The sequence below is a fragment of the Pseudomonas sp. NDM genome (genome assembly GCF_003105095.1).
In the GTDB taxonomy this organism is placed as follows: domain Bacteria; phylum Pseudomonadota; class Gammaproteobacteria; order Pseudomonadales; family Pseudomonadaceae; genus Aquipseudomonas; species Aquipseudomonas moraviensis_A.
The window spans coordinates 1-11,334 of record NZ_QETJ01000156.1 but is presented as its reverse complement, the minus strand read 5'-3'; the positions used below and the strand labels follow the sequence as shown (position 1 = coordinate 11,334).

Annotated in this window: 11 protein-coding genes; 5 read left to right on the top strand and 6 right to left on the bottom strand. The window is 62.1% G+C overall.

Annotation, left to right across the window (positions count from 1 at the left end; all coding sequences use genetic code 11):
- Positions 1-88: 88 nt before the first annotated feature.
- Complete coding sequence (gene aroE / locus DCO47_RS22285; protein WP_116658938.1) at positions 89-910, bottom strand: shikimate dehydrogenase; 822 nt, start codon at positions 908-910, stop codon at positions 89-91.
- A gap of 9 nt (positions 911-919) precedes the next feature.
- Positions 920-1,834: an oxygen-dependent coproporphyrinogen oxidase gene (hemF, locus tag DCO47_RS22280; RefSeq protein ID WP_042608260.1), complete on the bottom strand. Its 915-nt coding sequence runs from the start codon at positions 1,832-1,834 to the stop codon at positions 920-922.
- Positions 1,835-1,984: 150 nt separating this feature from the next.
- Between hemF and DCO47_RS22275 the strand changes: the two genes are divergently transcribed.
- Complete coding sequence (locus tag DCO47_RS22275) at positions 1,985-2,962, top strand: quinone oxidoreductase (RefSeq protein ID WP_065616436.1); 978 nt, start codon at positions 1,985-1,987, stop codon at positions 2,960-2,962.
- Between the two features lie 171 nt (positions 2,963-3,133).
- On the opposite strand, the gene DCO47_RS22270 is transcribed toward DCO47_RS22275, so the two are convergent.
- The 4 genes from DCO47_RS22270 to DCO47_RS22255 all read right to left on the bottom strand — a co-directional run bounded on the left by DCO47_RS22270 (position 3,134) and on the right by DCO47_RS22255 (position 6,884).
- Complete coding sequence (locus DCO47_RS22270; protein WP_252875358.1) at positions 3,134-3,847, bottom strand: hypothetical protein; 714 nt, start codon at positions 3,845-3,847, stop codon at positions 3,134-3,136.
- A 217-nt stretch (positions 3,848-4,064) separates the two neighbouring features.
- A complete protein-coding gene (locus DCO47_RS22265; RefSeq protein WP_042608257.1) occupies positions 4,065-4,622 on the bottom strand; it encodes an L-threonylcarbamoyladenylate synthase in 558 nt (185 codons plus the stop codon).
- Between the two features lie 54 nt (positions 4,623-4,676).
- On the bottom strand, positions 4,677-5,774 hold the full coding sequence (dprA, locus tag DCO47_RS22260; protein ID WP_083353889.1) for a DNA-processing protein DprA: 1,098 nt from the start codon (positions 5,772-5,774) through the stop codon (positions 4,677-4,679).
- A gap of 84 nt (positions 5,775-5,858) precedes the next feature.
- On the bottom strand, positions 5,859-6,884 hold the full coding sequence (locus tag DCO47_RS22255; protein WP_116658936.1) for a LysM peptidoglycan-binding domain-containing protein: 1,026 nt from the start codon (positions 6,882-6,884) through the stop codon (positions 5,859-5,861).
- 159 nt (positions 6,885-7,043) lie between these two features.
- Here DCO47_RS22255 and def point away from each other — a divergent pair, with 159 nt between their 5' ends.
- From def to trkA, 4 genes are read left to right on the top strand one after another with little or no spacing between them, the layout of a single operon-like run.
- On the top strand, positions 7,044-7,550 hold the full coding sequence (gene def / locus DCO47_RS22250) for a peptide deformylase (RefSeq protein ID WP_042608254.1): 507 nt from the start codon (positions 7,044-7,046) through the stop codon (positions 7,548-7,550).
- A 57-nt stretch (positions 7,551-7,607) separates the two neighbouring features.
- A complete protein-coding gene (gene fmt / locus DCO47_RS22245) occupies positions 7,608-8,567 on the top strand; it encodes a methionyl-tRNA formyltransferase (RefSeq protein WP_042608253.1) in 960 nt (319 codons plus the stop codon).
- Positions 8,564-9,874: a 16S rRNA (cytosine(967)-C(5))-methyltransferase RsmB gene (rsmB, locus tag DCO47_RS22240; RefSeq protein ID WP_116658935.1), complete on the top strand. Its 1,311-nt coding sequence runs from the start codon at positions 8,564-8,566 to the stop codon at positions 9,872-9,874. The genes fmt and rsmB overlap by 4 nt, the downstream gene beginning before the upstream one ends.
- Before the next feature lie 22 nt (positions 9,875-9,896).
- Positions 9,897-11,273, top strand: a complete 1,377-nt coding sequence (trkA, locus tag DCO47_RS22235; RefSeq protein WP_042608251.1) for a Trk system potassium transporter TrkA — start codon at positions 9,897-9,899, stop codon at positions 11,271-11,273.
- Positions 11,274-11,334: the final 61 nt, after the last annotated feature.

Sequence of the window (11,334 nt, the reverse complement as noted above, 5' to 3'; positions counted from 1 at the left end):
GAGTGAGCCTGCTCGCGATTGCGGTGTGTCAGTTGAAACTTTGTGCCTGACACACCGCAATCGCGAGCAGGCTCACTCTTACAGGATATTATTGCGCCAACTGGCGGCGCAGCTCGGCGAGTACCGGCGCGGTATCCGGGCGCACACCGCGCCACAGCCAGAACGCCTCGGCCGCCTGTTCGGCGAGCATGCCCAGACCATCCATCGCCAGCGCCGCGCCGTGCTCAGTGGCCCAGCGGCAGAACGCGGTCGGTTCCTTGCCGTACATCATGTCGTAGCACAGGGTCTGGCCCGGCTCGATCAGGCTTGGCGCGATCGGCGGCACGTCGCCGGTCAGGCTGGCGGAGGTGGCGTTGATGATCGCGTCCACTGGCTCGCGCAGCCAGTCGAAACCACTGGCCGACACTGGTCCCAAGTCGCAGAACAACTCGGCGAGCAGCTCAGCCTTGTCCACCGTGCGATTGGCGATGATCACCGAGGCCGGTTTCTCCGCCAGCAACGGCTCCAGCGCACCCCGCACCGCGCCACCGGCGCCAAGCAAAAGGATACGTTTACCCGTCAGGCTGAACCCGGCGTTCACCGTCAGATCGCGGACCAGCCCGGCACCGTCGGTGTTGTCGCCGAGCAGCGAGCCGTCGTCCAGTTTGCTCAAGGTGTTCACCGCACCGGCGCGCTGCGCGCGTGCGGTCAGGTTGTTGGCCAGACGGTAAGCGTCTTCCTTGAACGGCACCGTTACGTTGGCGCCGCGCCCCTCTCGAAAGAACGCGGTGGCGCAGCCAGCAAAATCGTCGAGCGGCGCCAGCAGCGTGCTGTAGTCGAGGCGCTGACCGGTCTGCTCGGCGAACAGCTGGTGAATCATCGGCGACTTGCTGTGGCCGATCGGGTTACCGAAAACGACGTAACGATCCATCACCCGTCCTCAGGCCTCGGCCAGCCAGTCGCGATCCTGCAGGAAGTACTCGGTCAGGCGTGCTTCTGCGCTGCCCGGTTCAGCCTTCCAGTCATAACCCCAGCGCACTTGCGGCGGCAGCGACATCAGAATCGATTCGGTACGCCCGCCAGATTGCAGGCCGAACAGGGTGCCACGGTCGTAAACCAGGTTGAATTCGACGTAACGGCCACGGCGGAATTCCTGGAATTCGCGCTGCTGAGCGGTGAACGCGTCGTTCTTGCGCCGTTGCACAATCGGCAGGTACGCCTCGATGTAGGCGTCGCCGATAGCCCGCATGAACGCAAAACTGGTGTCGAAATCCCACTCGTTCAGATCATCGAAGAACAATCCGCCAATGCCGCGCGGCTCGTGCCGGTGCTTGATGTGAAAGTAGGTGTCGCACCAGGCCTTGTAACGCGGATAGACGTCCGCACCGAACGGTGCACAGGCTTGCTCGGCGACGCGGTGCCAATGAATGCAATCTTCCTCAACGCCGTAATACGGGGTCAGGTCGAAACCGCCGCCGAACCACCAGACCGCTTCTTCGCCTTCTTTTTCAGCGATGAAAAAGCGCACGTTGGCGTGGGAGGTCGGCACATGCGGGTTGTGCGGGTGGATCACCAGCGACACACCGAGCGCCTCGAAACCACGCCCGGCCAATTCCGGCCGATGGGCGCTGGCCGAGGGTGGCAAGCCGCTGCCAAACACGTGGGAGAAATTGACGCCGCCCTTTTCGATCAGCGTGCCGTTTTCCAGCACACGGGTACGCCCGCCACCGCCCGCCGGCCGGGTCCAGGCGTCTTCGACGAAGCATTTTCCGCCGTCTTCGGTTTCCAGCGCAGCGCAGATGCGGTCTTGCAGATCGAGCAGATAGGCCTTTACGGCGTCGGTGCGGGTCGTCATGGCTTCACCTTGAATCGGGCGGCGCCCCGGCAGGCGGGCGGCGCAAATGGGCGCACAGCATACCATCGCAGACCGGCGCGCCGCAGTTGACGAAGATCAACCAGCGGAGTTGGATAGAGGGCTTACCGAAGACCCAAGGAGAGCAGGCAGATGGCAAAGCGTATCCAGTTCCGCGCCCACGGCGGTCCCGAAGTGCTCGAGTATGTTGACTACGAACCCGCTGCGCCCGGCCCGAATCAGGTGCGCGTGGCCAACCAGGCGATCGGCCTGAATTTCATCGACACCTATTACCGCAGCGGTCTTTATCCGCCACCGGCATTGCCGTCTGGCCTGGGTTCGGAAGGCGCCGGCACCGTCGAGGCAGTGGGCAGCGACGTCACCCGGTTCAAAGTCGGCGATCGCGTGGCATACGGCAGCGGCCCGCTCGGCGCCTACAGCCAGGTGCATGTGCTACCGCAGGACAATCTCGTGCACCTGCCCGATGAAATCAGTTTTGAAACCGCCGCCGGGGTCATGCTCAAAGGTCTGACCGTGCAGTACCTGCTACGCCAGACCTACGAACTGCAGGGCGGCGAAACCATTTTGTTTCACGCCGCGGCGGGCGGCGTCGGCTCGCTGGCCTGCCAGTGGGCCAAGGCGCTCGGCGTGAAGCTGATCGGTACCGTCAGTTCGAAGGAAAAAGCCGAACTGGCCAAGGCCAACGGCGCCTGGGCCACCATCGATTACAGCCACGAGAACGTTGCCGAGCGCGTGCTGGCCCTGACTGACGGCAAGAAAGTCCCGGTGGTGTATGACGGCGTCGGCAAGGACACCTGGCTCACATCCCTGGACAGCGTGGCGCCACGTGGCCTGCTGGTGAGTTTTGGCAATGCTTCGGGCGCGGTCGACGGCGTCAATCTGGGCATTCTTGCCGCGAAGGGCTCGCTGTACGTCACCCGGCCTACGCTGGCGACCTACGCCAACAGCGCCGAGAACCTGCAGCGCATGGCCGACGAGCTGTTCGAGATGATCATCAGCGGCAAGCTGAAGGTCGACATCAGCCAGCGCCATGCATTGGCGGATGCGGCGAAGGCACAAACCGAATTGTCGGCACGGCGCACCACCGGCTCCACGATCCTGTTGCCGTAAGTTGATAATCGGCGAACTCTTCCATGAGTTCGCCGATTATCTTCCAGCTATATCAAATACATCTTCCGGTGAAGTTTCTTCGCCGCCGGCCTACGACCGGCAAACTTCCTGCGCAACTTCTTCGATTCATATACAAGCCATTTCTCCGCCCACTCTTCGATCACTGGCGGATCAATACTGACGGTTATATTCATCACGATACTCCGGCTGATGCGCGTTCATGTTCACAGGCTGATCCAGAGCCATCAATATCTGTCGCCACTCGGCGGACAACAGCCAATAATCGCCCCGGGCCCGTTGTTCGATATGCATCGCGTGCGAAGCGATCGGACTCAGGCCGAATCGCTGAAACAGTTGCCGCTGCGGCGTTCTGCACAGGGCCGTCACCCCCTGATAGCCACGATCGATCGCCCATTGCGCGGCGGTGGCGAGCAGGCCATTGATCGACACTGGGCGGTGCTGTTGAGAATGGGTGATCAGGCGACTGAACTCGACGTGCCGGGCCAATGCCACGGTAGGAGAAACATGATGCTGCGCCAGTGAGGCCCATTCGAACGGCGCCGGGGTTGCCCGCAGCACTGCAATGAGTTGATCTCGCTGGTACAGCAAAAAGTGCGTGCTGCGTGAGGTGATCGCCAAGCGGGTCTCCAGTGCCCGGGCTCTGGAGGTCAGCATGTAATGCTGCAATCGCAGGCGAAACTGCCGATTGATGAAGCGTTCAAATTCCCCGGCATCCGACCCGGCCTCAAGAATGGCCACACGGTAATCAGCCTGTTGATTCTTGAGTGTCTCCTGAAAGCCCTGCAGATAATCCTTGAGGTGTAAATCCGTAATATCCATTACTTCTCCGCAGCCATTAACATTTCGAAGTTGTTTCAAGCACATTGAAAGAATGGATGCTTTTGGAAATCTCGCCACTGCACGCGTTCTGATAATCCCGTGGGAAAATTTACGGCTATTTCAGACTCAGAGATTCATCTGACGCAGGAAAGAACAATGGCGACGGATAAGTGTTAAACAGATGCAGGACTAAATTGCAGGCATGCGCAGAACTCCTCGTCCATACCGCCGAGGAGTGCGCAAAAAATATAAAAGAATGGCGTCAGTCAGGACGAATGACGTTACCGCTGGCCAGATCGCGGATCACGCTGGGATTCTTGCGTCCGCCAAGGCTGCCGCCCAGCACCAGGTCGACCTGCCCACGGAAATACTGCTCGACGCGCAAGCGCGTGCGCGCTGGCGGTCGCCCCTGGGGATTGGCCGATGTCGAGATCAGCGGCCCGACCAGCGAGCACAAATCGCGCACTTGCGGGTGGTCACTGACCCGCAGCGCCACGGTGTCATGCACACCTGTCACCCATTCCGGCAACAGGTTCTGATGGGGTACCAGCCAGGTGTTCGGCCCTGGCCAGGTGCTGGCCATGCGGTCGATCCAGTCCTGCGGAAAGTCTTCGAACAGGAAATCGAACTGGCGGATATTGTCGGCGACCAGGATCAGCCCTTTGCTGACCGAGCGATTCTTGATCGCCAGCAAGCGATCCACTGCGTCTTCATTCCACGGGTCGCAACCCAGCCCCCAGACGGCTTCGGTTGGATAGGCAATCACCGCGCCGGCGCGAACTTCACGCGCGGCTTGTTGCACACGCCAACTGTTGACCATGAAAAACTCTCCACAAACAGGTTTCGCGCAGTTTACCGATCTTCCCCGTAAAACCTAGCTCGACCGTGCCAGCCAGCGACCGTTTTCGCATACCGCCCGGCCGTCGATCTCAAGCTCGGTCAGCGTCGCCAGCACTTTGGACAGCGCCCAGCCACAGCTCGCGGCCAAGGCTTCGCTGGTGTGCGGCGCCGCGTGAAGCAGCGCAAGCAACGGATGGTCGGCCTGGGTTGGCGCTGTGGATAACAGCGGCTGCTGCCAGCCACGCAGGGCTTCGAGGATGTGTTCGATGGTTTCCACGAGCACCGCGCCGTCGCGAATCAACTGGTGACAACCACGCGCACCGGGATGATGGATCGAGCCCGGAATCGCATACACCTCACGCCCTTGCTCAGCCGCCAGTCGCGCGGTGATCAATGAGCCGCTGGCTACGCTGGCCTCGACCACCAGCACACCGAGGGACAAACCGCTGATGATGCGGTTGCGCCGTGGAAAGTTGCTCGCGGTTGGCCCGGCGTCCAACGGGAACTCCGAAAGCACCGCGCTGCCCGAGGCAATCATCGCCTCAGCCAGGCGTTTATTGCGTTGTGGATAAAAATTTTCCAGCCCGGTGCCGAGCACGCCCACGGTGAGCCCGCCAACGTCCAATGCCGCCTGATGCGCAGCAGCATCGATGCCCAGCGCCAGCCCACTGGTGATGACAAAACCGGCCCCGGCCAGACTGCGGGAAAACGCAGCCGCCGTGTCCATGCCCGGACGCGAAGCGCGGCGGCTGCCGACCATCGCCAGCTGCGGCTTCTCCAGAATCGACGGATCGCCGGCGACGAACAACAGCGGCGGTGGATCGGGAATTTGCGCCAGCAACGCTGGGTAATCCGCTTGATCCCACATCAGCAAATGCTGGTCGGGACGCTCTAGCCAGCGCATTGCATGGCTGGCGCCGTCGCGCACCGTCGGACAACGCCGTGCCTCGGCACAGGCCGCCGGCAACCCCAGCGAGCGCCAGGCACTGGCCGGCGCACTGATGGCTTTCGACGCCGAGCCGAAGGCTTCGAGCAGTTTGGCAAAACGCTTGGGGCCGATATCCGGCATGCGGTGCAGGCGCAGACGCGCCTCCAGTTCCGCCGGGGAAATGGCCGTACTGACAGACAACATGAATGGATCATCCTTGATCGTTCTATGCTCCGAACCATTCGGAACAAGCTGTGGATAACTCTGTTGGTAACTTGTTAAGCAAGCTTACGGATTTCGCACCTTGTCGAGCACCGCCAGCGAACGTGAAGCGTTGAGCACCAGGCCGTAACTGAGTTTGTCGTAGGTGCGGAATACCATCAGCAGGCCGGCGCGTTCATCGGGAATCTTCAGCGGCTGGCCGGTGATCCGGTCACGCACCGTTTCACCGGTTTTCATCACAGCCAGTACGTTGCCTTCGGCCAGTCCGTCGCGTTTGCCCTTGTTCAGGGTGACCACGTCCATCGCGCCGATCTGCGTGACACCGCGGGGCACATCGATGATCAGACCGTCGATCGAACGCTTCGGCGCGCTGGGCATGAAAGTCGAATTGATCGAGCGTTCTTCACCGCCGAACAGGCGGTCACCGAGGCGCACTTCCTGGGTGGTGCGCTGCAGGGCGAGGGTGGCGACGTCGCCTTCGGTGGCAACAATCTCGCCGCCACCGATATCGTCGGCGTTGATGCCGAGAAACTCCTTGGTTTGCGGGTCGGTGTAGACCTTGCCCTGGCGGAAGATGCCGTACACCGGCTGCTCCGGATCGAAATCGCCGCGTGCGAAGATGCGGTCACCGGTGCCACTGAGCACCCGCTCGGCATCGCCGGCGACGATGTACGGCGCCTTCTCGAAGTCTTCGGCCTTGTCGACGATGCGGTTGCTCAGCAGAAAGCTGTTGATCGATTTCAGCGGAATGCTCGGAATCGCCTCGGCCACCGGACTGGTACGAATTCGTGGCGAGAGCTTGATGGTGCCGCGCGACTCGCCACGATTGACGGTCAGTTGCGGCTGGCCGTCGACGTAGCTGAGGGTCAGCGTGTCGCCGGGATAGATCAGGTTGGGGTTTTCGATCCCCGGGTTGGCGCGCCACAGTTGTGGCCATTGCCAGGGCTCGCGCAGGTATTTGCCGGAAATGTCCCAGAGGGTGTCTCCCGAAACCACCGTGTATTGCTGTGGAAAACCATCCCTGAGTTGCACTTGCCCTTGAGCGGCGCCGGCCGAAGCCAGAAGCAGCAGGGCGAGTAGTGTTTTCCTCATGCAGTGAATCCCTTTATCATGTGCATTCGCGTGAATCGTCAGAGCCCCCGTGGCTCGCTTCTGTTTTTCAGAAGCTACGCTTCACAACGGTAGCCTGCATCTTCGGACCCGCCAGGCCATCGACCCGACTTTACTCAACGTGTGCAGCAATCGAAGCCTATGGCCATTTTAAACATCCTCGAATTTCCGGACCCACGTCTGCGCACTATCGCCAAACCAGTGGCCGTAGTGGACGACGAAGTGCGTCAGTTGGTCGACGACATGTTTGAAACAATGTATGAAGCGCCGGGCATCGGCCTCGCCGCGACCCAGGTCAACGTGCACAAACGTATCGTCGTGATGGACCTGTCCGAAGACCGAACCGAGCCACGGGTGTTCATCAACCCCGAGTTCGAACCGTTGACCGACGACATGGACCAGTACCAGGAAGGCTGCCTCTCGGTACCGGGCTTCTACGAAAACGTCGACCGCCCGCAGAAGGTCAAAATCAAGGCGCTGGACCGCGACGGCAAGCCCTATGAGCTGATCGCCGAAGGCCTGCTCGCGGTGTGCATCCAGCACGAATGCGACCACCTCAACGGCAAATTGTTCGTCGATTACCTGTCCACGCTCAAACGCGACCGGATCAAGAAGAAGCTGGAAAAGCTGCACCGCCAGAACGCTTGATGCCCCTCTTCAAAGGCTTGCTGCGGCAAGCCTTTTTCTTTTTATGAGACGCCTTTCATGACTGAGCCACTGCGCATTGTTTTTGCCGGTACCCCGGAATTTGCCGCCGAACACCTCAAGGCCCTGCTGAGCAGCCCGTACGAGATCGTCGCGGTCTACACCCAGCCGGATCGCCCGGCCGGCCGTGGGCAAAAACTCATGCCGAGCCCGGTCAAACAACTCGCGCTGGAAAATAATATCCAGGTGTTGCAGCCGCCAACCTTGCGCAATGCCGACGCCCAGGCTGAACTGGCCGCGCTCAAGCCGGACTTGATGGTGGTGGTCGCCTACGGTCTGATCCTGCCGCAAGCGGTGCTGGATATTCCGCGCCTGGGCTGCATCAACAGCCATGCGTCGCTGCTGCCGCGCTGGCGCGGTGCGGCGCCGATCCAGCGCGCCGTCGAACACGGCGATGCCGAAAGTGGCGTAACCGTGATGCGCATGGAAGCCGGCCTCGATACCGGGCCGATGCTGCTCAAGGTCGTCACTCCGATCAGCGCCGAAGATACCGGCGGCAGCCTGCATGATCGCCTCGCCGAGATGGGTCCGCCCGCCGTGGTCCAGGCGATTGCCGGTCTGGCTGCCGGCACGCTTGAAGGCGAGGTGCAGAACGATGAGCTCGCCACCTACGCGCACAAACTGAACAAAGACGAAGCGCGCATCGACTGGAGCCGTCCGGCGCTTGAGCTTGAACGCCTGGTACGCGCCTTCAACCCGTGGCCGATCACCCACAGCACGCTCAATGGCGAAGCGTTGAAAGTGCTGGCCGCGACAGTGGCCGAAGGCACTGGCGCTCCGGGCGAAATCCTCAGCGCCAGCAAGGACGGCCTGATCGTCGCCTGCGGTGCCCAAGCGCTATGCCTGACCCGCCTGCAACTGCCCGGCGGCAAAGCCCTGAACTTCAGCGATCTGTTCAACAGCCGCCGCGAGAAGTTCGCCGTCGGCAGCGTGCTCGGCGCAGCGGTGGACGCGCAATGAACCCGCGTCTGGCCGCCGCCAAGGCCCTCGCTGCCGTGCTCAGCGGCAAGGCTTCGTTGAACAGCTCACTGCCGACGCAACTGGACAAGGTCGAGGATCGCGATCGCGGTTTCACTCAGGATCTGGCCTTCGGCACCGCACGCTGGCAGCCGCGTCTTTCAGCGCTGGCGGAAAAACTGCTGCAGAAACCGTTCAAAGCCGCCGACGCCGATGTCGAGGCGCTGCTGTTGGTAGGTCTGTATCAATTGCTCTACACCCGCGTGCCGGCCCACGCCGCCATCGGCGAAACCGTCGGTTGCGCCGACAAGCTGAAAAAGCCTTGGGCCAAAGGTCTGCTCAACGCCGTGCTGCGAAATGCCCAGCGCGAAAGCGAGACGATTTTCGCCGAGCTCGAACGCGACCCCGTAGTGCGCACCGCTCACCCGCGCTGGCTGCAAAAATCCCTGAAAGCCTTCTGGCCGGAACAATGGGAAGCGATCTGTGCAGCGAACAACGCGCATCCGCCGATGATCCTGCGGGTCAACCGCCGTCATCACAATCGCGACGCTTATCTCGCGCTGCTGGGGGAAGCCGGGATCGCCGCGACACCTTGCGTGTACAGCCGCGACGGCATCGTCCTCGAAGCCGCCGCCGATGTACGCAGCCTCCCGGGTTTCGCCGAAGGCTGGATCAGCGTGCAGGATGAAGCCGCGCAACTGGCCGCCGATCTGCTCGATCTGGCGCCCGGCCAACGGGTGCTCGACGCCTGCTGCGCCCCGGGCGGCAAGACCTGCCATATCCTCGAAGCCGAACCGGCGCTGGCCGGCGTGGTGGCCGTGGATCTGGAAGCCAAACGGCTGGTGCGCGTTAAGGAAAACCTCGAACGCCTCGGCTTGAACGCTGAACTGATCGCCGCCGACGGCCGCGATACGGCGAAGTGGTGGGACGGCAAACCGTTCCAGCGCATCCTCCTCGATGCGCCGTGCTCGGCCACCGGGGTGATCCGCCGCCATCCGGACATCAAGCTGACCCGCCAGCCCGACGACATCGTCGCCCTCGCGCAACTGCAAGGCGAGCTGCTCGATGCGATGTGGAAAACCCTCGAGGTCGGCGGCATCCTGGTCTACGCCACCTGCTCGACACTGCCGACCGAGAATACCGAAGTGATTGCCGCGTTCCTCGAGCGCACCCCCGGTGCCCGCGAACTGGATCTGGCCACGGCGGCCGGAATCAAGCAGCCCCATGGTCGCCAACTGCTGGCCCAGCAGGGCGGGCATGACGGTTTCTACTACGCCAAGCTGATCAAGATCGCTGCCGCGCGCGGCTAAAACGGATTCATGGAGTGACTGGATGAAAATCATCATCCTCGGTGCGGGACAGGTCGGCGGTTCGCTGGCCGAACATCTGGCCAGCGAGGCCAACGACATCACCGTGGTCGACACCGACGGCGAGCGCCTGCGCGACCTCGGCGACCGCCTCGACATCCGCACCGTGCAGGGCCGCGGCTCGCTGCCGTCGGTGCTGCGTCAGGCCGGTGCCGACGACGCCGACATGCTGGTCGCGGTGACCAACAGCGACGAGACCAACATGGTCGCCTGCCAGGTCGCGCACACGCTGTTCCACACGCCGACCAAGATCGCCCGGGTGCGCGAAGCGTCGTACCTCAACCGCGAGGAACAGCTGTTCCAGAACGAAGCGATTCCGGTCGACGTGCTGATCAGCCCCGAGCAAGTGGTGACCAATTACATCAAGCGCCTGATCCAGCATCCCGGCGCCTTGCAGGTGATCGACTTCGCCGAAGGCGCGGCGCAACTGGTGGCGGTACGCGCCTATTACGGCGGGCCGCTGGTGGGTCAGCAACTGCGCCAGTTGCGCGAACACATGCCGAACGTCGAAACCCGCGTGGCGGCGATCTTCCGCCGTGACCGGCCGATCCTGCCTCAGGGCGACACGGTGATCGAAGCCGATGACGAAGTGTTCTTCATCGCCGCCCGTGAGGACATCCGCGCGGTGATGAGCGAAATGCGCCGTCTCGACGAGACCTACAAACGCATCGTCATCGCCGGTGGCGGGCAGATCGGCGAGCGCCTGGCCGAGGCCATCGAAAGCCGCTATCAGGTGAAGATCATCGAGATGAGCCCGGCGCGCTGCCGCTACCTCTCCGACACTCTCGACAGCACCGTGGTCTTGCAGGGCAGTGCCTCGGACCGCGATCTGCTGCTGGAGGAGAACATCGCCGACGCCGATATCTTCCTCGCCCTGACCAATGACGATGAAGCCAACATCATGTCCTCGCTACTGGCCAAACGGCTGGGGGCGAAGAAGGTCATGACGATCATCAACAACCCGGCTTATGTCGACCTGATCCAGGGCGGCGACATCGACATCGCCATCAGCCCGCAACTGGCGACCATCGGCACCTTGCTCGCCCACGTGCGCCGCGGCGATATCGTCAGCGTGCACTCACTGCGACGGGGCGCGGCGGAAGCGATCGAAGCGATTGCCCACGGTGATGCGAAATCCAGCAAGGTGATCGGCAAGCCAATCGAAAAGATCGGCCTGCCACCGGGCACCACCATCGGCGCGGTGATCCGCAACGAGAAAGTGATCATCGCCCACGACCACACGGTGATCGAAGCGGGCGACCATGTGATTCTGTTTCTTGTGGATAAAAAACATATTCGCGATGTGGAGAAGCTGTTTCATGTGGGTCTGAGCTTTTTCTGATCCGATTTTCGTGTGTCCAGACTGGCGCCATCGCGAGCAGGCTCGCTCCCACAGGGGGAAT

Bases quoted from the DNA above. Each gene is read 5' to 3' on its own strand.
- aroE (WP_116658938.1), bottom strand. From the start codon at position 910: ATGGATCGTTACGTCGTTTTCGGTAACCCGATCGGCCACAGCAAGTCG.
- hemF (WP_042608260.1), bottom strand. From the start codon at position 1,834: ATGACGACCCGCACCGACGCCGTAAAGGCCTATCTGCTCGATCTGCAA.
- DCO47_RS22275 (WP_065616436.1), top strand. From the start codon at position 1,985: ATGGCAAAGCGTATCCAGTTCCGCGCCCACGGCGGTCCCGAAGTGCTC.
- DCO47_RS22270 (WP_252875358.1), bottom strand. From the start codon at position 3,847: ATGTGCTTGAAACAACTTCGAAATGTTAATGGCTGCGGAGAAGTAATG.
- DCO47_RS22265 (WP_042608257.1), bottom strand. From the start codon at position 4,622: ATGGTCAACAGTTGGCGTGTGCAACAAGCCGCGCGTGAAGTTCGCGCC.
- dprA (WP_083353889.1), bottom strand. From the start codon at position 5,774: ATGTTGTCTGTCAGTACGGCCATTTCCCCGGCGGAACTGGAGGCGCGT.
- DCO47_RS22255 (WP_116658936.1), bottom strand. From the start codon at position 6,884: ATGAGGAAAACACTACTCGCCCTGCTGCTTCTGGCTTCGGCCGGCGCC.
- def (WP_042608254.1), top strand. From the start codon at position 7,044: ATGGCCATTTTAAACATCCTCGAATTTCCGGACCCACGTCTGCGCACT.
- fmt (WP_042608253.1), top strand. From the start codon at position 7,608: ATGACTGAGCCACTGCGCATTGTTTTTGCCGGTACCCCGGAATTTGCC.
- rsmB (WP_116658935.1), top strand. From the start codon at position 8,564: ATGAACCCGCGTCTGGCCGCCGCCAAGGCCCTCGCTGCCGTGCTCAGC.
- trkA (WP_042608251.1), top strand. From the start codon at position 9,897: ATGAAAATCATCATCCTCGGTGCGGGACAGGTCGGCGGTTCGCTGGCC.